The 23611-nt window shown below is 61.2% G+C and carries 17 protein-coding genes; 5 read left to right on the forward strand and 12 right to left on the reverse strand.

Annotated elements, in window-relative coordinates; genetic code table 11:
- The first annotated feature begins 12 nt into the window (after window positions 1-12).
- Together RF819_RS03780 and pbpC are read left to right on the forward strand one after the other, a co-directional pair.
- The gene (locus RF819_RS03780) at window positions 13-5979 is read left to right on the forward strand and encodes an alpha-2-macroglobulin family protein (RefSeq protein WP_244899867.1); all 5967 of its coding nucleotides are present in this window, start codon (window positions 13-15) and stop codon (window positions 5977-5979) included.
- Window positions 5980-6031: 52 nt separating this feature from the next.
- Window positions 6032-8305, forward strand: coding sequence for a penicillin-binding protein 1C (gene pbpC, locus RF819_RS03785; RefSeq protein ID WP_420853883.1), 2274 nt, complete (start codon window positions 6032-6034; stop codon window positions 8303-8305).
- 16 nt (window positions 8306-8321) lie between these two features.
- On the opposite strand, the gene RF819_RS03790 is transcribed toward pbpC, so the two are convergent.
- From RF819_RS03790 to RF819_RS03805, 4 genes are read right to left on the reverse strand one after another with little or no spacing between them, the layout of a single operon-like run.
- Window positions 8322-9527: a sodium ion-translocating decarboxylase subunit beta gene (locus RF819_RS03790; RefSeq protein WP_078363735.1), complete on the reverse strand. Its 1206-nt coding sequence runs from the start codon at window positions 9525-9527 to the stop codon at window positions 8322-8324.
- Between the two features lie 26 nt (window positions 9528-9553).
- On the reverse strand, window positions 9554-9952 hold the full coding sequence (locus RF819_RS03795) for a biotin/lipoyl-containing protein (protein ID WP_078363736.1): 399 nt from the start codon (window positions 9950-9952) through the stop codon (window positions 9554-9556).
- A gap of 14 nt (window positions 9953-9966) precedes the next feature.
- The gene (locus RF819_RS03800) at window positions 9967-10293 is read right to left on the reverse strand and encodes a hypothetical protein (protein ID WP_078363737.1); all 327 of its coding nucleotides are present in this window, start codon (window positions 10291-10293) and stop codon (window positions 9967-9969) included.
- Between the two features lie 24 nt (window positions 10294-10317).
- On the reverse strand, window positions 10318-11871 hold the full coding sequence (locus RF819_RS03805; RefSeq protein ID WP_078363738.1) for an acyl-CoA carboxylase subunit beta: 1554 nt from the start codon (window positions 11869-11871) through the stop codon (window positions 10318-10320).
- A 200-nt stretch (window positions 11872-12071) separates the two neighbouring features.
- Here RF819_RS03805 and RF819_RS03810 point away from each other — a divergent pair, with 200 nt between their 5' ends.
- On the forward strand, window positions 12072-12842 hold the full coding sequence (locus tag RF819_RS03810) for a YdcF family protein (protein ID WP_078363739.1): 771 nt from the start codon (window positions 12072-12074) through the stop codon (window positions 12840-12842).
- Window positions 12843-12854: 12 nt separating this feature from the next.
- Here RF819_RS03810 and RF819_RS03815 read toward each other — a convergent pair whose 3' ends face one another.
- The gene (locus RF819_RS03815; RefSeq protein WP_078363740.1) at window positions 12855-14153 is read right to left on the reverse strand and encodes a hemolysin family protein; all 1299 of its coding nucleotides are present in this window, start codon (window positions 14151-14153) and stop codon (window positions 12855-12857) included.
- Between the two features lie 24 nt (window positions 14154-14177).
- Here RF819_RS03815 and RF819_RS03820 point away from each other — a divergent pair, with 24 nt between their 5' ends.
- On the forward strand, window positions 14178-15026 hold the full coding sequence (locus RF819_RS03820; RefSeq protein WP_078363741.1) for a symmetrical bis(5'-nucleosyl)-tetraphosphatase: 849 nt from the start codon (window positions 14178-14180) through the stop codon (window positions 15024-15026).
- Window positions 15027-15032: 6 nt separating this feature from the next.
- Here RF819_RS03820 and RF819_RS03825 read toward each other — a convergent pair whose 3' ends face one another.
- The 5 genes from RF819_RS03825 to guaD form a co-directional block, all read right to left on the reverse strand.
- Window positions 15033-16475 carry a DEAD/DEAH box helicase gene (locus tag RF819_RS03825; protein ID WP_420853885.1) on the reverse strand — a complete coding sequence of 481 codons (1443 nt, stop codon included), beginning with the start codon at window positions 16473-16475 and terminating at the stop codon, window positions 15033-15035.
- A gap of 226 nt (window positions 16476-16701) precedes the next feature.
- A complete protein-coding gene (dcd, locus tag RF819_RS03830) occupies window positions 16702-17274 on the reverse strand; it encodes a dCTP deaminase (protein WP_078363743.1) in 573 nt (190 codons plus the stop codon).
- A gap of 193 nt (window positions 17275-17467) precedes the next feature.
- Window positions 17468-18376, reverse strand: a complete 909-nt coding sequence (locus RF819_RS03835) for a DMT family transporter (protein WP_078363744.1) — start codon at window positions 18374-18376, stop codon at window positions 17468-17470.
- Window positions 18377-18432: 56 nt separating this feature from the next.
- Entirely contained in the window at window positions 18433-19113 is a 681-nt protein-coding gene (locus tag RF819_RS03840; protein WP_078363745.1) for a helix-turn-helix domain-containing protein, read from the reverse strand.
- A 126-nt stretch (window positions 19114-19239) separates the two neighbouring features.
- Complete coding sequence (gene guaD / locus RF819_RS03845; RefSeq protein WP_078363746.1) at window positions 19240-20562, reverse strand: guanine deaminase; 1323 nt, start codon at window positions 20560-20562, stop codon at window positions 19240-19242.
- A gap of 77 nt (window positions 20563-20639) precedes the next feature.
- On the opposite strand from guaD, the gene RF819_RS03850 reads away from it, so the two are divergent.
- Window positions 20640-21185 carry a VUT family protein gene (locus tag RF819_RS03850; protein ID WP_242473223.1) on the forward strand — a complete coding sequence of 182 codons (546 nt, stop codon included), beginning with the start codon at window positions 20640-20642 and terminating at the stop codon, window positions 21183-21185.
- A 57-nt stretch (window positions 21186-21242) separates the two neighbouring features.
- On the opposite strand, the gene RF819_RS03855 is transcribed toward RF819_RS03850, so the two are convergent.
- Complete coding sequence (locus RF819_RS03855; protein ID WP_078366759.1) at window positions 21243-22283, reverse strand: adenosine deaminase; 1041 nt, start codon at window positions 22281-22283, stop codon at window positions 21243-21245.
- Between the two features lie 128 nt (window positions 22284-22411).
- Window positions 22412-23578: a BMP family ABC transporter substrate-binding protein gene (locus tag RF819_RS03860; RefSeq protein WP_078363748.1), complete on the reverse strand. Its 1167-nt coding sequence runs from the start codon at window positions 23576-23578 to the stop codon at window positions 22412-22414.
- Window positions 23579-23611: the final 33 nt, after the last annotated feature.

Below are 23611 nucleotides of genomic sequence, written 5' to 3' on the forward strand. Positions count from 1 at the left end.
TAAGGACTCCCAGTGAACCTCATCAAACTCCTGGCAGCAGGCAGCCTGCTGGCCACATCTGTTTTCAGCCACGCGTTCCAGGTGGTCAGCTTCTCACCGCAAGGTGAAATGGCGCGCATCAACCAGGTGGTGGTGAAGTTTGATGCTGCCGTTGTCAACTTCGGCGACCCCAAGGCCAGCGCACCGCTGGATCTGCGTTGCAGTGATGCCCAAGCCAGCCAAGGCACGGGGCGCTGGCTCACTGACCGGCAGTGGGTTTTCGATCTGGCGGCCGATCTAGCACCGGGTGTGAGCTGCACCGCTCAGCTCAAAAAAGAACTCAAATCGACCTCCGGCCAAGTTATCACAAGGGCTGATAGCTACCACTTTAATAGTGGCGGTCCATTTGTACGCAGCATCCAGCCAAGCCCCAGCTCACGCATCGATGAAGAACAATTTTTCATCCTGCAACTCAGCGGCCCCGCCACGCTGACCAGTCTGCAGGCCAACATGTGGTGCAGCGCCGATGGTGTTGGTGAACGCCTGGCCGTGCGGCTGATCAGCGGCAAAGACCGCGAGGCCTTGCTGGCCTCCCAAGGCCTGGAGGAGCAGGCGGCCAGCCAGCCTTTGAGCTTTGTCACGCTGGCCTGCAACCGGCGCCTGACGCCGGGTGCCAAAGTCACGCTGGTGTATGGCAAGGGGGTGGCCAGCCCAGCTGCCACCGGCGTTGCCAAGGGCATTGTTAATTCAGTGGAGTCGCGTTTCGTCTTCCAGGTGCGTGAGCCGTTTGCCGCCAACCTGACCTGTGAGCGTGAAAACGCACAGTCTGCTTGCCTGCCGATCCGCCCGCTGCGCCTGAGCTTCAATGCGCCGGTGGCGCGCAAGCTGCTCGAGGGCATCCGCCTGACATCGGCCAAAGACACGTTCAAACCCAGTTTTGACGAGCAAGAAGGCGACGACGACAGCGTGGTCAGCAGCGTGAGCTTCAAACCGCTGTTGCCGGAGCTGACCGCGTTCTCACTGGTATTGCCCAACGGCTTTCAAGACGCGTCGGGTCGTACCCTGCGCAATGCCGACAGCTTCCCGCTCAAGGTGGCCACCGGGCCCATGCCACCGCTTGCCAAGTTTGCCGCCGCGCCTTTTGGCATCTTGGAACGCTTTGCCGAGCCGGATGGTCTGGCCATGTTACCGATCACACTGCGCCGTGTGGAAGCTGACCTGTCGGTCAAGGCCTTGAGCCCAGGCGGCCAGCCGAGCACAGGCAAAGTCAGCGACCTCAACCCCACGTCGGATGCAGACATCATTGCCTGGTTCAGAAAAGTGCAGCGCTACGACGATTACAACGTGTCGCGCAAGCAGGCCACAAAGGACATTCACACGCCGCTGCCTCAGCTACCAGGTGATCCAAAAAACAGCGAGGTGCAGACCCGCATGGTGTCCTTGCTGCAAGGGCACGCTGGCGTCAAGAAACTGGACTTGCCCAAACCGGCCAGCACCGACCCACGCCCGTTTGAAGTGGTGGGTATTCCCTTGAGCCCCGGCTTCCATGTGGTGGAAGTCGCGTCACCCAAGCTGGGTGAGTCCCTGTTGGACGAACGTTTTGGCGCCAAGCGCACCATGTACGTACGCACGTCGGCGCTGGTGACCAACCTGGGTGTGCACTTCAAACTGGGCCGAGAAAATGCGCTGGCCTGGGTCACCACACTGGACAAAGGCACACCCGTGGCCAACGCGCGGGTGGTGGTGTCTGACTGCCAAGGCCGTGAAGTGGCCACAGCCACCAGCAATGCACAAGGCATGGCCAGCTTCACCGGTATCAGCCCGCGCGCGCCGGTGTGCAGCGGTGACGAGGGCTACAACAACGCCTACTTTGTCAGCGCCCGCGCCCAACAGGCCGGTGTGCTGGACATGGCTTTTACCTGGAGCGACTGGAACAAAGGCATCGAACCCTGGCGCTTCAACCTGCCCACCAGCTCTGAGGCCCAGCCGGATGAGCGCGCCCACACCATTTTTGACCGCAGCTTGTTGCGCGCCGGTGAAACGCTGTCGATGAAACACCTGCTGCGCAGCGAAACATCACAAGGTTTTGGCCTGCCCAGCAGCCAGCCCGACACGCTGGTGATCACCCATGTGGGCAGCGGCCAGCAGTACAGCCAGCCCCTGGTCTGGCGCAAAACCGCCACCGGCGGCCAAAGCGCCGAGAGCACGTTTGCGATACCGCCAGCGGCCAAGCTGGGGGTTTACGAGGTGGTTTTGCGCGGCGGCGAGCATCACCAAAGCTTTGACAGCGGCCAGTTCCGTGTGGAGGAATTCCGCCTGCCGGTGCTGGAGGGTCGCATCACCCCCAGCGACAAAAAACCATTGGTCAATGCCAAGCTTGTGCCAGTGGACGTGCAGGTGAATTACGTCTCGGGCGGCGGTGCCAGCAAGCTGCCGGTGCGTGTGTCAGCGATGGTGCGCAGCAAAGCGGTAAGTTTTAACGACTTTGAAGGCTTCAGCTTCGCGCCGCCACAAGGCAACACCACAGCCAGCCGAGACGAGGAAGAAACCAACACCGGCCAAGATGCCAAGGTGATCGCCGACAAACTGCCACTGATGCTGGACAAAAACGGCGCAGGCAAACTCAGCATCGACCCGGTGCCCAGCAGCCGCCAGCCACAAGACCTGCTGCTGGAAGCCAGCTACGCCGACCCCAACGGCGAGGTGCAAACCCTGCGCAGCACCCAAACGCTGTGGCCAGCCAATGTGGTGGCAGGCATCAAGACCGAGGGCTGGGTGTCCAGCAGTCAAAAAATCAAATTCCAGGCGCTGGCACTCGACCTGAGTGGCAAACCCCAGGCCGACGTGGCGCTGGAGGTCAAGGCCATTGCCCGCATCACCACCACCAGCCGCAAACGCATGGTCGGTGGCTTCTACACCTATGACAACCAAACCCGCCTGAAAGACCTGGGCAGCGTCTGCAGCGGCAAAAGTGATGCACGCGGTCTGTTGTTATGTGACGCCAGTCTGAACGAAGCCGGTGAGGTGGAATTGGTTGTCACGGCACGTGACAGCGCGGGCAATAACATCCAGGCCGCCGCCAGCGTGTATGTCACCAAACAGGGTGAGTTGTGGTTTGGTGGCGAAAACACCGACCGCATCGACTTGCTGCCTGAAAAAAAGAGCTACCAGCCCGGTGACACCGCCAAGTTCCAGGTGCGTATGCCGTTCCGGTTTGCCACAGCACTGGTCGCGGTGGAGCGCGAAGGCATCCTGCACACCGAGGTGGTGAAGTTAAACGGCCAGGACCCGACGGTTGAACTCAAGATCAAAGAGGGCTGGGGCCCCAATGTGTATGTGAGTGTGCTGGCACTGCGTGGGCGCCTGCGCGAGGTGCCGTGGTACAGCTTCTTCACCTGGGGTTACAAGGCGCCACGCGAGTGGTGGACCAGCTTCTGGTACGAGGGCCGTGAATACGTGGCCCCCACCGCACTGGTCGACTTGAGTAAACCGGCCTTTCGCCTGGGCGTGGCGGAGATCCGCGTTGGCACCCAGGCACACCAGCTGGCAGTCAGTGTCAAGACCGACAAAGAAAGTTACGCGGTGCGCAGCCAGGCCAAAGTGACGATCAATGTCAAGTTGCCCAACGGCCAGCCCGCTGCCAACGCCGAAGTCGCGCTGGCCGCCGTGGACCAAGCCCTGCTGGAGCTGATGCCCAACACCAGTTGGAACCTGCTCGACGCGATGCTGCAGCGCCGCAGCTGGGGTGTGGAAACGTCCACGGCACAGATGGAAATCATTGGCCGACGCCACTATGGCCGCAAAGCCGTGCCAGCGGGTGGTGGTGGCGGACACAGCGGCACACGTGAGCTGCTCGACACCTTGCTGCTGTGGAACCCAGCCATCAAGCTCGATGCCAAGGGCAGCGCCACGGTAACCGTGCCACTCAACGACGCGCTGACCACGTTCAAAATTGTTGCCGTGGCCGATGCGAGCACCGGTCTGTTTGGCACCGGCAGCACCAGCATCCGCGCCACACGAGACTTGCAGATCATCAGCGGCCTGCCGCCACTGGTGCGTGAAGACGACGTCTACCGCGCCCAGATCACGCTGCGCAACACCACCAAACAGGCCATGAAGGTGCAGGTGACGCCACGCGCCACTCTCCTGAATTTAGAGCAACAAACCATTGACATACCTGGACTAGAGGCTCGTGAGGCCATATGGACCGTGAAAGCCCCGGCGCAACTGGCGCAAACCCGCTCGGAGGCCATCCTGTGGGAGATCGAGGCCAAGGACACCCTCAGCGGTGCGCGTGATGCACTCAAGGCCAGCCAACGCATCATCCCCGCCGTGCCGCTCACCGTGCAACAGGCCACGCTGGTGCAGATCGACAAAACCTTCACACTGGATGTGGCGCCACCCGCCGATGCCTTGCCTGGGCGCGGTGGGCTGAAGATGTCGCTGCAGCCCAAGCTGGCCGAGGGTTTGCCCGGTGTGAAAGACTGGTTTGCCAACTACCCGTTTGCCTGCCTGGAGCAAAAAACCAGCAAGGCGATTGGCCTGCGTGACGGCAAACTGTGGCAAACCGTGCTGGCGCAGCTGCCCAGTTACCTGGATCAAGACGGCCTGGCCAACTACTTCCCGCCGCGTGATGGCGAGGCGAATCACGGCAGCGACACCCTCACCGCCTACCTGCTGGCCGCCACCCATGAGGCCGCCGACATCGACCCCGCGTTTGCCTTGAGCGACGATGCACGTGCCCCGATGGAACGTGGTTTGATCAATTTTGTGGAGGGCAAGATCCAGCGCAGCTTCTGGAGCCCCCGCAAGGACCTGGACGTGCGCAAACTCGCGGCCATCGAGGCGCTGTCGCGCTACGGCAAAGCCCAGGGCCGCATGCTGGGCAGCATCACCATCGCCCCCAACCAATGGCCGACCCACGCGGTGATCGACTGGCTGAACATCTTGAAACGGGTACCGGATGTGCCTGACCACGACAAACGTCTGGTTGAGGCTAACCAAATCTTAAAGAGCCGCATCAGCTACCAGGGCACCAAAATGCTCTTCAGCACAGAGCGTGACGACTACTGGTGGTGGCTGATGCAAAACGGCGACGTCAACACCGCCCGCCTGATGCTGGCGGTGATGAACGACCCCGCCTGGCAAGACGACATGGGTCGCCTGGCCAACGGCTTCATTGCCCGTCAGCACAACGGCGCCTGGCACACCACCACCGCCAACCTGTGGGGCGGTCTGGCGTTGGAGAAGTTCTCGGCCAAATTTGAAGCCACGCCCGTCTCCGGCACCACCAAGGCCAGCATGGGCGTCAACACCGCCAGCGTGGACTGGAACAAGGTCGAACGCATCAAAACCACGGATACGTCAGGCGCAGGACACCAGACCACCTGGTTTGGCGCACCCGCCGCGCCCGGCAACCTGAAGAACAACAGCATGTTCCTGCCCTGGGGCAAAACGGCTGACAAGGAGGTGCTGAGCGTCACCCATCAAGGCACCGGTAAACCCTGGCTCACGCTGCAGTCGGTCGCAGCGATCCAGCTCAAGAAGCCGTTTTTTGCCGGTTACCAGATCAAAAAAACTATTCAACCGGTTGAGCAGGCCAACAAGAGCCTGCCCGCTGGCAGCTACACCCGCGGTGACGTGTTGCGCATCACGCTGGAAGTCACCGCCAACGCCGACATGAGCTGGGCCGTGATCACCGACCCGGTACCCGGCGGCGCCACCATTCTGGGCAGCGGTCTGGGCCGTGACAGTGAAATCGCCACCCAGGGCGAAAAAAGCGAAGGCGACGGCTGGCCCGCGTTTGAAGAACGCAGCTTCGAATCCTTCCGCAGCTACTACCAGTTTTTGCCCAAGGGCACGGTCAAAATGGCCTACACCCTCCGCCTGAACAACGTCGGCGACTTCTCGCTGCCGCCCTCACGCGTCGAAGCGATGTACGCGCCCGAGATGTTTGGTGAGGCGCCCAATGCGCGGGTGAAGGTGGAGGCAGGCAAGTGACAAGGCCTGTAAGGGCCTGGTCTTTGCTCAACCCGCCACCACTCTTGTCATCGTGAAGCCCTTGCATATTGCCCGCTATATCGCTATTTTTTCAGTAGCTATCTGCCCTCATATCTCATGGGCTGCAGCCAGTTTTGATGAGGTAAAAGCCGCCTGGAAACCGTCTGACACGCAAATCCTTGACCGCCATGGCCAACTGCTGCAGCGGGTGCGCACAGACGCCTCCGTGCGGCGCGGCCAGTGGCTGGCGCTGGCTGACATCTCGCCGGCCATGCGCAGCGCGCTGGTGCTGTCGGAAGACAAACGGTTTTATGAACACAGCGGCGTGGACTGGCAGGCCGTTTCGGCGGCCGCGTGGGCCAACCTGTGGAACACCAAAACACGCGGCGCCTCCACCCTCACCATGCAGCTCGCGGGTTTGCTGGACGATGACCTCAAGCGCGCTTCTGGCGGGCGCAGTGTGCTTCAAAAAGTGCAGCAAACCGTATCCGCCCAGTGGCTGGAGCGCCGTTGGCGCAAGGACCAGATTCTGGAGGCCTATCTGAATCTGGTGCCCCTCAAGGGTGAGCTGGTGGGCATCGACGCCCTGAGCCAGACCTTGTTTGGCAAGGCCGCGCACGGTCTGGACGAGCATGAGGCCGCCGTGGCAACCGCGCTGGTGCGTGCGCCCAATGCCGCCCCCAAGCTGGTGGCACAACGCGCTTGTGGGGTGTTAAAAGCTTTGCACAACCGCAATGCATCCGCCTCTTGCGACGCACTGGAGATGTTCACCACGGGCGCCCTGCAACGACGCGACTATGGCGCCAGCGAAGGTTTCGCGCCGCACGCCGCACGCCAGGTGCTGCGCGGCGCTGTGGGCCAAGCAGCGCCGACCCGCATCACCACCAGCTTGTCTGCCCCGCTGCAACGTTTTGCGGTGCAAACGCTGCAACAACATTTGCGCGAACTTGTCAGCCGCCATGTGGAGGACGGCGCGTTAGTGGTGCTAGACAACGCCAGCGGCCAGGTGCTGGCCTGGGTGGGCTCGTCGGGCGAGTTGAGCAACGCCGCCGAGGTCGATGGTGTCACCGCACTGCGCCAGCCCGGCAGCACCCTCAAGCCGTTTTTGTACGCCCAAGCCATTGCCGAGCGGCGCATCACTGCGGCCACCCTGCTGGAAGACTCGGCCGCCCAAATCCAAACCACCAGCGGGCTCTACATTCCGCAAAACTATGACCACCAGTTCAAAGGCTGGGTGTCAGCGCGCACCGCGCTGGGCGCGTCGCTGAACGTGCCCGCCGTACGCACCCTGGTCATGGTGTCGCCCGACGCCTTTCACAAACAACTGGTCGGGCTTGGCCTGCCCTTGAAGGAAAGTGGCGACTACTACGGCTACAGCCTGGCCCTGGGCAGTGCTGAGGTGTCGCTGCTGGCACTGAGCAACGCCTACCGTGCGCTGGCCAATGGCGGGCGCACCAGCGCAACCACTCTGATGCTGGGTCCCAAACCAACCACGCACGCAGCGTTGGACCCACGCGCCGCCTTCATCGTGGGTGACATCTTGAGTGACCCACTGGCACGCGCCCGCACCTTTGGCACCGACAGCATCCTGGCTACGCGGTTTTGGAGTGCCGTCAAAACAGGCACCAGCAAAGACATGCGCGACAACTGGGCGCTGGGTTATTCACAACACTACACGGTGGGCGTGTGGGTGGGCAACGCCAGCGGCGCACCGATGTGGGACGTGAGCGGCACCAGCGGCGCGGCGCCCATCTGGGCTGCGGTGATGCATTACCTGCACCAAACCCAGCCCAGCCACGCGCCCAGACCACCGACGGGGTTGGTGCAAGTGCCGGTGCAGTTTGCAGAACCCAATGCCAACACCCACAACACTTTGCCGCTGGAGGCGGCCCGCTCGGAATGGTTTATTCAAGGCACACAACAAACCCACTTCGCTATTGATAACGAAGCTATCAGCCCTTATAAAAAAAGGGATAAAGGTCAAAATGGCCTAAAAAATGTCGGCCCGGCCGGTGTGCGCATCAGCAGCCCCACCAACGGCACCATCGTCGCGCTCGACCCAGACATTCCGCCGAACCACCAACGCATCACATTCAGCGCCACGGGTAGCGGGGTGCGCTGGTTGGTGGATGGCAAAGTATTCGCTAGAGGCACCTTAGCGCATTGGCTGCCCTGGCCCGGGCGGCACCTGGTGCAGATCACCGATGCCAGGGGTTGTGTTCTTGACACCATCCAGCTGGAGGTGCGCGGCGCGGGTGTGGTGAACACACCCGACAACCGCACCAAGTCGCGACCTCAAGTCGCTACCCGTGCATGCGTGTTTTGATGACAGCGGGTTTGACTCAGCGCAATACGCTCACAAAGGTTGCGGCAATGATGGCGCTGGTGATGACACCGCTGATGTTGGCCCCCAGCGCCTGCGGCAGGATGATGGCCGAGGGATTGGCTTGTGAAGCAATTTTCTGCACCACCTTGGCGGTGGTCGGCACACAACTCACCCCGGCAATACCGATGATCGGGTTGAATTTTTTGCCGGTGGCAAAGTACAGGATGTAGCCGCCCGCCAAACCACCCAGGGCAGAAATCAGCAGCGCCAGCATACCCAGCAACAGCAGCTTGAGCACCACCGGGTCGAGCAAGGTGCTGGCTTCACACAACACCCCCAGGGTCAGGCCCAGGAAGAATGTGGCGCCGTACAAAAAGGTTTCACCCAACAGTTTGGTGAAAGACTCGAGCCCGCTTTCACGCACTGCCACCCCCACAAACAGCGAGAAAAACAACGGCGCAGCCACCGGAAACAGCAGGCACAGCAGGGTGCAGACCACCACCGCAAACACCATTTTTTGGGATCGGCTGATCTTGGGCCCGAGGTCGGCAGACATGTTGATGCCACGAATGTGCTCAGGCACCAGCCACTTGATCAAATACGGGTAGACACCGTAGGTAAGGCCAAGGTAGAGGTAACCCACCACGGTGATTGGCACAAACAGGTCTTTGGCCAGAATCAGCGAGGTGAACAGCACCATCGGACCATCCGCACCACCAATGGTCGCCACCGACGCCGCCTGACCCGGCGCCATGCCCAGGGCGATGGCGATAGGAAATACGGCAATCGTGCCCAACTCGGCAAACAGCGCGATGAACATGCTCTGGAAGGGGCGTGCCATCACATACCCCACGTCCAGCAGCACACCGATGCCCATGAACACAAAACAGGCGATCAAACCGTTGCTGAAGGTCAGGGTGTAGATCGGTTGCAGCCAGTTGATCTGCAGGATGTTGACCAGGTCGGTCGGGTTCGACATCAATGGGTCAATGAACAGCGTGCCAGCTTTGCCGCTGTCAAGAAACATGACGCCCGCATTGATGGCCGACATGCCCAAGCCCATCGGGATCATCAACAAGGGCTCCAGCACCTGGCGTGACCCCAGATAAATCAGCAAGAAGCCCAGCAACATCAAGAAGATGCGCCCATACATGATGGACGGGTCCGCTGCGACCAGGGTCGCAATGCCCTGGAACAGATCGAGAAAACTCAAATTTTCCATGGCGTGTGACTCAGGCCTTGGCGAGATTACTGGATGGTCAGCACAGGCTGACCACCTTCCACCGCGTCGCCCGCCGCCACCAGAACCCGCGTCACGGTGCCAGCGCGGCTGGCCAGCAGATGGTTTTTCATCTTCATGGCTTCCAGCACCAGCAGACTCTCACCCACGGCCACCGTTTGGCCCACCTTGACATTGACCTGGACAATCACGCCACCCATCTGGGCCACCTCATCGCCAGCGCCAGCCGACGCAGCCGCCACGCTGGGCGCGCGGCTGGGCGCAGCAGCAGCCACACCGCCGGCCACCGGTTCTGTTGGCTGGGCCGACAACGCCGGTGCGGTCGAGGGCGCGGCGCCCGGGGTGAGTTCCAGAACCGCCACATCGTATTCGCGGCCATTCACAGTTACTTTGAACAATCGGGTCATGGTGATTTCCTGCCTTAATGTTGAGGCCGTTGCAACACGGCGTGGGATGTATGTTGTGCCGCACGCCCGTGGCTGGACCAGGTGCGATGGCTGGGCGAAATATGCAAGATGTGGTGCGCACCAATCGCCGCAAAGATGGCCGCCGACAAGGCCGCCACGTCTTCTTCGGGGATACCTTCGGCCACCGGGCAGACCTCACCCTGCGGCACCGTCTTGGCCGCAGTGATGCGTTCAAGCCGCCCCGTGACAGACACCATCACCTTGATCAACACCGCCACCAGCATCGCGATGACGATGGCGATACCGTAGACCTGCAGTGCAAACAAAACGGGCTGATTCATCGTGAAACTTCTTGTGGTGAAGGGTTACAGCGGCATGTTGCCGTGCTTTTTGCCCGGGCGCAGTTCGCGTTTACCCAGCGTCTTGCGCAAGGCCAGCGCCAGGGTCCAGCGGGTGTCAGCCGGGTCAATCACATCGGTGATGTAGAAGTTGGACGCGGCGGCATAAGGCGAGGCAAACTCGTCGCGGTACTGCTGGGTCAACTCCACCGCCTTGGCCTTGGGGTCGGCAGCTTCCTTGAGCTCCTTGCGGTACAAAATCTTGACGGCAGCCTCTGCCCCCATCACCGCAATTTCTGCCGACGGCCAGGCGTAGACCATGTCGGCCCGCATTTCCTGGCTGCACATCGCCAGGTAGGAACCACCGTAGGACTTGCGCAAGATGACCGTGAGTTTGGGCACCGTGGCCGACGCAAACGCATGCAGCATCTTGGCGCCGTGGCGGATGATGCCTCCGCGCTCTTCATCCACACCGGGCAGGAAGCCGGGCACATCCACCAGCGTGACCAGCGGAATGTTGTAGACATTGCAGGTACGCACAAAACGCGCGATTTTGTCGGCTGCGTCCATGTCCAGTGCGCCAGCCATCACCATCGGGTTGTTGGCCACGATGCCCACTACCGCGCCAGAAATGCGGGCAAACCCAACCACCACATTGCGAGCGAAGTTGGCATGCACTTCGAGCATCTCGCCGCGGTCCACCAGACGGCGAATGACCGCATGGATGTCCAGGGGCTCCGAGGAATCGGAGGGAATCAGCTCGGCCATGCCCATGTCGACCTGTTCCTCAATCGGCACCGACAGATCATGCGGCGGCTCTTCGGTGTTGTTGGAAGGCAGGTAGGACAGCAGATTTTTGACCAGGGCAATCGCGTGCTGGTCGTCTTCGGCAATGAAATGCACATTGCCGCTGACCGACGCATGCATCTCGGCACTGCCCACCTCATCCATGGTGGTGGTGCGCCCGGTCACGGCCTTGATGACCTCGGGGCCGGTCAGGAACATGTAGGCGTTGTGCCGCGCCATGATGACAAAGTCCATCAAGGCGGGTGAATAAGCCGCGCCACCCGCGCAGGGGCCCAGCACCACGGCAATCTGCGGCACCACACCCGAGAGCGCCACGTTGTAATAAAACACGTCGCCATAACCCGACAAGGCATCCACACCTTCTTGAATCCGAGCGCCGCCCGAGTCCTTGAACGCGACCATCGGCACCCCCACACGCAAGGCATGGCGCATCAGGCGCACAATTTTGCGGGCCTGCATTTTGCCCATGGTGCCTGCCAGCACCTGGAAATCCTGGCTGAAAGCCGCCACCTGCATGTTGCCCACATAACCGGTGCCGGTGATCACACCGTCGGTCGGCAACTCTCGGCCGGCCATGCCAAACGAGACCGCGTTGTGGTGGGCATGCATGCCCATTTCCTGGAAGCTGCCCTGGATAAACAGGTTCTCCACCCGCTCGCGTGCCGACAACATGCCTTTGGCATGTAAAGCAGCCAGCTTCTCCGGATTGATGTGGTCGGTGATCTTCGCGCGCCGATCGCGCAAGGTGTTCATGGCTTCAATCGGTAGGGTCATCGTAGTTCCCGTCTATGTGGCTGTGTGTCATGCGGCACCAATACACTGAGGCGTCAAAATCAGGCTCTGATTTGACGCTGTGTTTTGTTGCTGTTCAGTATATCCCCCAGCCACAATCATTAATTATTCATTAACAAAGCGTTGACTTTGATCATGCTTTTTTGTTCTTCTGTGCACAAACACACCCAACACTGACCCCGATGTTTCTGGCTTCCAAATTGCTGATGTTTCTGACCCAGCCACTGGCTTGGGTGGCTGCCCTGCTGCTGGCCGGCCTGCTGTTGATTCGCACCCGCCCCCGTTGGGCCCAACGTTTGTGTGCCTCGGCACTGGGCTTGCTGATGCTGCTCGGCTGGGAGCCTTTGCCCAATATGGTCTTGCGCTCACTCGAGACGCAGTACCCCGCCGTTACACCCAACACGCTTGGGGCGGCTTATGTAGGGGTGGTTGTTCTGGGTGGCGCCCTGGAGCCCGCTTACGTCTGGACCGCACCACAGCAAAGCGCCTTGAACAGCGCCGCCGAACGCATGACCGAGGTGATCCCTCTGCTGCGCCAGCTGCCGAAGCTGACTGTGCTGTTCACTGGTGGCGAAGGTGAGCTGTTTGCCAGTGGCCTGTCGGAGGCCGAACGTGCCAGCCGATTCTTCCAGGGCCAAGGGCTGCCCGCCAGCCAGCTGCTGCTCGAATCGGCCTCACGCACCACCTATGAAAACGCGGTGTTGAGCCGCCAACTCCCGGGGGTAGATGCCAACCAGCCCTGGCTGCTGCTGACCTCGGCATTCCACATGCCACGTGCCATGGCCGCATTTCGCCGTGCGGGTTGGAACGTCTCTGCGTACCCGGTGGACTTTCGCAGTGGTGTCAGTACACCCTGGTCACAGTATTCGATGGATCAAGGGGTAGCGAAATGGCGCCTGGCCTTGCATGAGCTGCTGGGCCAACTGGCCTACCGCCTCGCGGTTCGCGCCTGAACACCGGGCCGCTTAGTCTGTGCGGGGCAACAGACTGGCCAGCACCTTGTCAATGCGTTTGCCGTCCAGGTCGATCACCTCAAACAACCAGTTGTCGCACTCGATTTTTTCACCGATGGACGGCAAATGGCCACTCACCGCCATCAACAGACCCGCCACCGTGTTGTAACGACCCCGGTCCTCGTCGGGCAGCTCGTCAATGTCAAGCCGGGCCTTGAGTTCATTCACCGGCATCATGCCGTCGAGCAGCCAGCTGCCGTCCTCGCGCTGGGTGGCCCAGGCATCGGCCTGTAGACCGGGTTGCAATTCTCCGGTGATGGCTTCGAGCAGGTCGTAAGGTGTCAGCAGCCCCTGCACCACGCCGTACTCGTCCACCACCAGCACCAGGCGCCCCACCTTGGCGCGAAACTGCTCCAACAACTCCATGCCGCTGAGGGTTTCTGGCACAAACACGGCGGGGGTGACATAGTCTGCCAGCGTGCCCGGACTGTTGGCCCCGAGTTCAAGCAAGCGCGCCACACTGACCTTGCCAATGACATCGTCCAGCGAACCCCGGCACACCGGGTACCAGGAGTGCGACTTCTCGGCCCCATCCGCGCCCACTTTCTGCAGACTCAAGGCCACCGTCATGCTGGCGTCGAGCCAGTCCACCTCGGCACTGGGCACCATCAGCGAGGTCAGGGGCCGGTCGTCCAGGCTGAACACGTTTTGCACCATCTGGTGCTCGTGTTCTTCGATCACACCGGCATCCACCCCCTCTTCCAGGCTGGCGGTGATTTCCTCTTCGGTCATGGCACGCGAGGTGTTGGTGTCAATGCGCAGCAGCCGCAGAACAGCAGCGGTCGAGCCCGACAGCAGTTTCACAAACGGCCCCGCAGCCCGCGCCAGCCACAACATCGGCCGGGACACCCAACGTGACACCAACTCCGGGTAAAGCTGGCCAATCCGTTTGGGCACCAATTCCCCAAAAATGATGGTGGTGAAGGTGATCAGTGTCACCACCAGCGCGGTGGCCGACAGGGCTGCCGCTTTTTCTGCCACACCCAGCGTGTGTAACCAGTGCGCCAACCCATCGCTGAACGCAGCCTCGCCCACGATGCCGTTGAGCACACCAATCGAGGTGATGCCAACCTGTACCGTCGAGAGAAACTGGTTGGGGTTGGCCAGCAGCGTCAGCGAGGCCTGCGCACCCTTGTCGCCCCCTTCAGCCATCGCGTTCAGGCGCGATTTGCGGCTCGCCGCCAGGGCCAGCTCAGACATGGCAAACACACCATTGAGCAGGGTCAGAAAAACAATCAGCAAAAATTCCATGCGGTACAAACGACAATCAAGACCATGGCACTTTACCTGATTGGTGATGTGCAGGGCTGCGATGGCGCTCTGCAACACTTGCTCGACACCATTTCTTTCTCACCCAGCCGCGACACGATCCACCTTTTGGGTGACTTGGTCAACCGAGGGCCGGACTCTGCTGGCGTGTTGCGCCGACTGATGGCCTATGGCCAGTCTGCGCAGTGCATTCTGGGCAACCACGACCTGCATCTGCTGGCTGCGGCACACGGCGCCCGCAAACCGGGGCGCAAGGACACCCTGGAGGATGTGCTGAACGCACCAGACCGGACCGCCCTGCTCGATTGGCTGCGCCAGCAGCGCCTGGCGATCCAGCTACAGCACCAAGGTTCAGAGTATTTGATGGTTCACGCCGGTGTCCTGCCTGGCTGGAGTGCTACAAAAACCATGGCACTCGCGAGCGAAGTGGAAAGCGTGTTGCGCAGCGCCGGGCTGCCAGAATTCCTGCACCAGATGTATGGCAACACGCCCGCTGGCTGGAGTGATGCACTAACCGGTGTTGAGCGGCTGCGTGTCATCGTCAACGCGCTGACACGGCTGCGTTTTTGTACGCCACAGGGAGAGATGGAGTTTTCTGTCACCGACGGCACGGCTGCGGCGCCAGCCGGTTACCTGCCCTGGTTTGAGGTGCCAGGCCGCCAGACTGCCGATGTGCGTGTGGCGTTTGGCCACTGGTCCACCCTGGGCTGGCTGGGCCGCACCGATGTGCTGTCACTGGACACCGGCTGTGTCTGGGGTGGTGCTCTCAGCGCCCTCAAGCTCGGCGAGAGCCGTCAGGCGACCCATGAACTGATCCAGGTGTCTTGCCCACAAGCGCAACGCCCCGGAGACTGAACCCGGTTAAACCGGGGTGAACAGCGCCGCGACCTTGCGTTTGGAGCGGATGTTGCCGGAAATGGTGCGCACCCCGGGCCGCGCTGCTGCAGCCTCCCACGGGGGAGCGGCTTCGGGCGGCAAGGATGGCTCATAGGGTTTGTCAAAGAAGGGATCGGCCGGTGCGGCCGCGCGCGCTCTAGGCTTGTAGTCACTGCGTGGTTCACGCGGCGCACGCGCCACATAAGCATCACGTCCAGAAGTCTCGCTCTCTTGTTTGTACAGACGCCGACCATCGTTGATGTGGCCCTGCTTACGGATATCGGGCAGGTCTTCCTCGAACTCGATGGCTTCCAGCTCAATCTTGGTCTTGAGCAGTTTTTCGATCTCGGCAATCAGGCGTGCATCACTCTTGGAGACAAAGTTCACCGCCAGACCGGCCGCACCTGCACGGCCCGTGCGCCCAATGCGGTGCACATAATCTTCGGCGTGGAACGGGATGTCGAAGTTGAACACCGCCGGCACGTCCTTGATGTCGAGCCCGCGCGCGGCCACGTCGGTACACACCAGCAAGTCCACCTCGCCTGTTTTGAACGATTCCAACGCCTTCAGGCGCTCGTCCTGGCTTTTGTCGCCATGCAGTGCGGTGGTTTTGAGGCCTTCACGCTCCAGCGAACGCGCCAGTCGGGCACAGCCAAGTTTGCTGTTGACAAACACAAAAGCCTGTTTGAGCTCACGCTGCTTGAGAATCTGGTGCAGGGCGTGGCGTTTGTCGTCATCCCCCACGCTGTAGAAGTGTTGCTCGACCGTGGAGGCGGTGGCATTGGAGCGCGCCACCTCGATCGTCACCGGGTCTTGAAGGTAGCTGTTGGCCAGGCGTTTGATCTCCGGCGAGAAGGTGGCCGAGAACAGCAAGGTGGTGCGTTGTTTGGGCAGGTAACTCAGGATACGCTGCAGATCAGGCAGAAAACCGATGTCAAGCATCCGGTCTGCCTCGTCCAGCACCACGTACTCGACCTGGTTCAACACGCAGTTCTTGGCTTCGATGTGGTCCAGCAAGCGCCCGGGGGTCGCCACCAGCACCTCCACACCTTTTTTGAGCTCAGCGGTTTGCGGCTTCATGTCGATGCCACCAAACACCACGGTGCTGCGCAGGTTGGTGTATTTGCCATACAGACGAACCTGCTCGGCCACCTGATCCGCCAGTTCACGCGTGGGCAACAGCACCAGCGCACGCACCGGGTGGCGCGCGGGTGAGGTCGAGGCGTTTTCATGCTTGAGCATGCGTTGCAACAACGGCAGCGCAAAGGCTGCGGTTTTGCCGGTGCCGGTCTGAGCCGCACCCATCACGTCGCGGCCTTGCAGCACCACGGGAATGGCTTGCGCCTGGATCGGGGTCATGGACTCGTAGCCCATCTCTGCCACGGCGCGGGCCAGAGGTGCCGACAGTTGCAGCTGCGCAAACGCCATGGGGAGCGTGTCGGCGGTTAATTCGTTCGAAAGATCAGGAGTCAGGTCGGTCATTCAGAGCCAGTGTCAGTTGCTACCCATCCGATAGCTGGTGCAGCCCCACGAACTGGAGCAAACCCTCATTATCGCCCAAGCCTTACATTCTGCTGGCAAGCGGCCAAAGGCCGGGCCAAGCGCACGCCCCGCGTGAGTCAGGCTGCTCACCATCGGCAGGGCCGCTGCACCCTCAGGCCTTGGGCAAGGTCACGCCACGCTGGCCCTGGTATTTGCCGCCGCGATCCTTGTAGCTGGTTTCGCAGACGTCGTCCTTGTCGCTCTCGAAAAACAACACCTGGGCGCAGCCTTCACCAGCGTAAATCTTGGCAGGCAGCGGTGTGGTGTTGGAGAACTCCAGCGTCACATACCCTTCCCACTCGGGTTCGAACGGGGTCACGTTGACGATGATGCCGCAGCGTGCGTAGGTGCTTTTGCCCAGGCAAATCGTCAGCACATTGCGCGGAATACGGAAGTACTCCATGGTGCGCGCCAGTGCGAAGCTGTTAGGCGGGATGATGCAGACGTCGTCGTTGAAGTCGACAAAACTCTTCTCATCGAAGTTCTTCGGGTCAACCACCGTGCTGTGGATGTTGGTGAACACCTTGAACTCGGGCGCGCAGCGGATGTCGTAGCCATAGCTGCTGGTGCCGTAGCTGATGATTTTGTTGCCGTCACGCTGGCGGATCTGGCCGGGCTCGAACGGGTCGATCATGCCGTGTTGCTCTGCCATGCGGCGGATCCATTTGTCGCTTTTGATGCTCATGGGAAGTCAGTCTCTTGGTGGGGTAGCGGATTGTAAGCAGGCACCGGGCGCGGCCAAAGGGGCGGTAGCACAAGTGTCGTATCTCAACGGCAAAAACTATCAATAAAATAGCGTTCTGCCCTTGATATAAAAGGGCTAGAGGCCAAAAAGGCTTGTCATACCATCATCCGCTGTGCGCGACAACCCGCAGGCTTCACGGCAAACTACCCGCAGCTTGTGGCCTGGTTTCGCCCCACACCACACACAACAGGCCCAGCAACACCAGTGCCAGGCCACCATAGGCCAGGGTGCCTGGTTGTTCACCCACCACCACAATCGCCAGCACAAAAGCTGTCACCGGCTCGGCCAGCGTCAAGGTCACACAGGTGGCCGCCGACACCCGGCGCAAGGCATGGCTGAACAACAAATACGCCACGCCGGTGACCACCACACCCAGGTAAGTCACCATCCACCAGGTGGCGGCCGAGTTCACCCAGGGTGGCGACACCAGCGCCGCCACCGGCACAGCCATCACCGCCGCCACGGAGAACACCAAAAACGTCGCCATGGTCGGCGTCGTCAGCCCCACCAGATGTTTGGAGACGATGGTGTAACTGGCGTACGACAACCCCGCCAGCAGACAAAGCCCCAAACCCGCCACATTCACCTGGGCGTCGGCGCCACCGGCCATCATCATGAAGCTGATGCCGGCCACCGCCAAGGCGGTTCCCAGCCACCAGACCGGACGCGGCGCTTGCCTGTTGAACAAGGCCTCCAACAGGCCCACCCACACCGGACCGCTGCCAATGGCCACCCCGGTGCCCACCGCCACCCCGGTGGCCTTGACACCGGCAAAAAAACTCAGGTTATAGATCGCGACGGCCGTGCCTGCCAGCAGCGCCCAGCGCCAGACGGTTCGCAAGCCCTGACCGCCAGCAAAATGACCCGCGCGACCAACAAGCAGACAGGCGGCGAAGAAGACACTGCCAATGGCCAGCCGCAAAGCACCAATCCAATAGGGCGACGCCTGGGCCGAGACAAAGGTTTGTGCGGTGCCGGTGGTGCCCCACAGGGCAGCGGCACAGAGCGCCATGGCGATACCGATCAATGTTGGATGTTTCATGGCCACATGGTGCCGCCGGGTGGCGTACCAAATTGCGAGATCCTCTTGACCTGTGGTCAGGCTTGGCGCAGAACGCGAGCGCCGAGTTGGCGGTCGCGTTTGAGGGCATAACTCAAGGCACTGGCGGAGCGGTAGCCCACCTGCAAAGCGGCCGCCTCCAGCGCCAGGCCCTGGCGCACGAAGCGCTCGGCCGCATCCAGGCGCAGACGGCGCAGATAGTCTTGCGGCGTTTGCCCGGTGAGTTCCAACAGCCGCGCATGAAAACGCTGGGGGCTCAAATAGAACAGCGCGGCCATGCGTTGTGTGCTCCAGGCTTCAAACAAGGCGCTGCTCAAAGCTGCATCCAAGCGCGCCAGATCGATGCCACGGCGCGCCAGAATACGCGGCGCCTGCAGTACCTGGGCCAGTTGCACGCTGGCATCACCCCAGACCACACTCTCACGGCAAGCGGCAGTGACCGCAAAACTGCGTGCGCGACCCAGATCCTCTTGTGCGGGCAGCTCGATCACAAACATCCGGGTGTCCGGGCCAGCCAGAAAGCCGTGAGACACGCCCGCAGGAATCAGCAAACCACAGGAGGCATCGGCAAAAGCACTGTGGCCAGCCACCTCCAGTTCCATGCGGCCCTGCAAGCCGAACATGATCTGCACATGGTCGTGCGCGTGGCTCTGGTACTCGCCGTTGTAACGACGCACACCACTGCTCACGCCATCAAAGCGGGCTGGATTGACTTGCATGGACAGACAACAGCATCACAACCCAGCCGCAAACCAAGGCAAACCAAGCGGGATGGGGTGTGAGGGATGGCATGATTTACTACGACTTAAATAGCAAGAAGCGCTTGTTGCAAAAGGGCCAGGGGCCTAAACCGCTTGTGAAATCACGGTGCGCTCCACGAGCCGGTCATCCCCCAGCACAATCATCGAGAACAGCAGCTCATCGAGCGTGGCCGCTTGTGCGGTGCGCCGCGCCAGCAAGGGCGTGGCCTGCGGGTTGAGCAGCACAAAGTCTGCCTCACAGCCTGGCAACAGGTTGCCCACCACACCCTCCAAGCCCAGCGCTTGCGCCGCACCTGCGGTGTGTTGCCACCAGAGTTGCTGGGGCGACAGCGACAGGCCGGTCTTGCCCCGCCCCTCGCGCCCCACGTAATAGGCCGCCAGCATGGTGTGGAACGGGCTGAAACTGGTGCCCCCACCGACGTCGTTGGCCAAGCCGTACTTGAAGCCAACCCGATCCGCACTGGCGTAGTCGAAAAAGCCGCTGGCCAAAAAGAGGTTGCTGGTCGGGCACACGGCGGCAGCCGCGCCGCTGTCGCGCATCAGGGTCCGATCGGCATCGTCAAAGTGGATGCAGTGGGCATACACCGCGCGCTGGCGCAGCAGGCCAAAGTCGGCATAGGTGGCCAGGTAGCTGCTGGAGGCCGGAAACAGCGCACGCGCCCAGGCGATCTCATCTTTGTTCTCGGCCACATGCGACTGAATCCAGACACTCGGGTACTTGGCGGCCAGTTCACCCGCGCCGCGCAACTGGGCGTCGGTGCTGGTGGGTGCAAAACGCGGCGTGATCGCATAACCCAGGCGGTCGACCCCGTGCCAACGCTGCAGCAGCTCTTCAGAGTCGATCAGGCTTTGTTCGGTGGCGTCGACCCGGCCGGGCTGGGACGGCTGATTGAGCAGGCTGGACGGCGCATGGCGGTCCATCAGGCACAAGCCTGTCATCCAGCGCAGGTGCTGGGCTTGTGCCTCCACAAACAAAGCGTTGACCGAGGCCGGGTGCGAGGTGGCAAAAGTCAGCGCGGTGGTGACGCCATTGCGCAACATTTCAGCTACAAAAAACTGAGCTGCCTGCGCACAGTATTCGCAGGCTGAGAAGCGATTCTCTTCAGGAAAGGTGTAATCCTCCAGCCACGGCAACAAGCCGTCGGCGGGTGAGGCAATCACATTGGTTTGCGGGTAGTGGCTGTGCAGGTCGACAAAACCCGGCGCGATGATGCGCCCCGGCCAGTGCTGCACCGGCAGTTGCGCGTAGTCGGCTTGCAAGGTGGCATACGGCCCCAGAGCCAACACCACCTGGGTGCCGCTGGCGTTGGGCCCCACCACCAGCAAGCCGTCTGGCTCATAGACCACAGACTGGCGCGGATCGGCCTCGGGCTTGAAATAAAGAAGGGCGGCACGGTAAGCTTTCATAGGCGCTGAGCTTACCCAATTTGTCCGGAAATCGTCGCCAGCAGGCGGCCTTGGGGGCCAACTGCGATAATCGCGGGATGAATTCCCAGCCCACTACCCCTCTTCTGACCCTCTGGCGGCCGATTTTGGCCATGCTGGTGGTGATCGTTTCGTCCAATTACCTGGTGCAGTTCCCGCTCAACGATTGGTTGACCTGGGGCGCCTTCACCTTCCCGGTGGCCTTTCTGGTGACCGACCTGACCAACCGCGCGGTTGGCAATGCGGCAGCACGCCGTGTGGCCTGGGCAGGTTTTGCGATTGCGGTGGTGGTGTCGTTTGCCCTGGCGCCCTGGCGTATTGCCGTGGCCTCCGGTGTGGCCTTCATTGTGGGTCAGCTGCTTGACATCGTGGCCTTCAACCGCCTGCGCGCCGGATCGTGGTGGAAAGCACCACTGATTGGCTCGGCCGTGGCATCGGTGGTTGACACCGCCATCTTCTTCTTCCTGGCGTTTGCGGGCTCCGACATGAACTGGTTGATGCTCGCCGCTGGCGACCTGAGCATCAAGTGGCTCATGGCTGCGGTGCTGCTGGCACCCTACCGCGTGATGCTGCCGCGCCTGCAGCTGTGGGTGCCGGTGCGCTAAGCACCTGGCCACCCGACCGGCAACCCGCAAGTTGCCGGTTTTCCCTTCACACACCCCTCATTCAAACGTTTCAAACAGCTCAGCCAACCGGTCTTGATAGGCCTGCTTGGCTGACGCATCGATAAAACTCGCCTCAAAACTGTTGCTTGCTAGCTGATAAGCATGTTGCGAGCTCAGGCCCAGCGCCGCAAAGGTCTGGGTGAAGTTCTCATTGATGTAACCACCAAAATACGCCGGGTCGTCCGAGTTGACGGTGGCCACCAGACCGGCCTGCAGCATCGCACCCAGGTTGTGCTGCGCCAGCGTCGGGAACACACACAGCTTCAGGTTGGACAGCGGGCACACCGTGAGCGGAATCTGCTCACGCACCAGCCGCGCCACCAGCGCCGGGTCCTTCAAAGCTTGTACGCCATGGTCAATCCGTTCAACTTTAAGAGCATCCAGGGCGCTCCAGATATAGGCGGGCGGCCCTTCTTCACCGGCATGGGCCACCAAGCGCAGTCCCAGTTGGCGCGCTTTGGCAAACACCTCGGTGAACTTTTCGGGCGGGTGCCCCAGCTCACTGGAGGCCAGGCCCACACCCAACAACTTGTCGAGATGTGGCGTGGCCTGCTCCAGCGCCTCAAAAGCCTCGGCCTGGCTCAGATGGCGCAGGAAACACAGGATCAGCCCGGCGCTGATACCCAGTTGGGACCGCGCGTCCACACAGGCGCGGTGCAAGCCATTGATCACGGTGTCCGTGTCCACCCCATGGCCGGTGTGGGTCTGGGTGTCAAAGAAGATTTCTGTATGCACCACATGGTCGGCCGCCGCACGCTCCAGGTAAGCCCAGGTCATGTCGTAGAAGTCCTGCTCGGTGCGCAGCACCTGGGTACCTGCGTGGTACACGTCCAGAAACTCCTGCAGGTTGCCAAACACATAGGCCTTTTTGAGCGCCGCCACATCGGCATAAGGCAAGCTCAAACCATTGCGTGCGGCCAGCGCAAACATCAGCTCGGGTTCGAGCGAGCCTTCGATGTGCATGTGCAACTCGGCCTTGGGCAAGCGTTTGAGCAAGTCAGGCAGTCGGTGGGCAGGAATGGGTTTGACGGTGTTCATGGCAGTCCGTTTGAAGTGGGGGGTCAGACCCGGGGGCAGCGGGTACAAAATAGCTCGTCTCGGGTTTGACCGGCTGAAGAACAAAAAAGCCGCCCTCAGGCGGCTTTTTTGGGTAGGGACACCAGAGTTTACTTGGCGCCGGGCACTTTGCCTTCCACGCCCTTGACGTAGAAGTTGATGCCGCTGAGGAACTTGTCATCTGCCACAGCGTCCTTGGCCAGCACTTCCTTGCCAGCGCTGTCTTTCAGAGGACCTTTCCAGATCACAAAAGAACCGTCGGCCAGACCCTTCTTGACTTCTTCCACCTTGGTCTTGGTGTCAGCAGGCACGTCTTCAGCGATGGAGACGATGTCGATCGCGCCTTCTTTCACGCCCCACCAGCTGTGGCTACCTTCGCCAGCCTTCCAAGAGCCATCCAAAGCTTCCTTGGTGGTCTTGATGTAGTACGGACCCCAGTTGATGACGGCGGACGCCAGGTGGGCTTTCGGACCATAAGCAGTCATGTCAGAGTCCCAGCCGAAGGCGCGTTTGCCCTTGGCTTCAGCGGTTTTCAAGACAGCGGCTGAGTCGGTGTTCTGGAACAAGACGTCAGCGCCGCCATTGATCAGGCTGGTGGCTGCTTCGGTTTCTTTCGGTGGGTCAAACCAGGTGTTCACCCAAACCACCTTGGTCTTGATCTTGGGGTTGCTGCTTTGGGCACCGAGCGTGAAGCTGTTGATGTTGCGGATCACTTCCGGGATTGGCACCGAGGCCACCACACCCAGGGTGTTGCTCTTGGTCATCTTGCCAGCGATCACGCCCGCCATGTAGGCGCCTTCGTAGGTGCGGCTGTCATAAGTGCGCATGTTCTCGGCTTGTTTGTAACCGGTGGCATGCTCAAACTTGACGTCCTTGAACTCGGCTGCCACCTTGAGCATGGGTTCCATGTAACCAAAGGTGGTGCCAAACACCAGCTTGTTGCCTTGGCCAGCCATGTCGCGGATGACGCGTTCGGCGTCAGCAGACTCGGGCACGTTTTCAACAAACGAGGTCACGATCTTGTCGCCAAATTCGGCTTCCAGCGCTTTGCGACCATTGTCATGGGCAAAAGTCCAGCCACCATCACCCACCGGACCCACATAAGCAAAACCGATTTTCAGCGGCTCAGGTTTGACCGGTTCCGGTGCAGAGGCCACGGGTGCCGGTGCAGGCGCAGGAGCGGGTTCCTCTTTTTTGCCGCAGCCCACCAGCGCGGCAGAAGCCACGGCGGTCAGCGCAGCCACCTTGAGCAGCGTACGTTTTTGCAGATCAGTCATGTTGAATCCTTATCAAAGGGGGTAACGACGGGT

Source organism: Rhodoferax fermentans, assembly GCF_002017865.1.
In the GTDB taxonomy this organism is placed as follows: Bacteria; Pseudomonadota; Gammaproteobacteria; order Burkholderiales; family Burkholderiaceae_C; genus Rhodoferax; species Rhodoferax fermentans.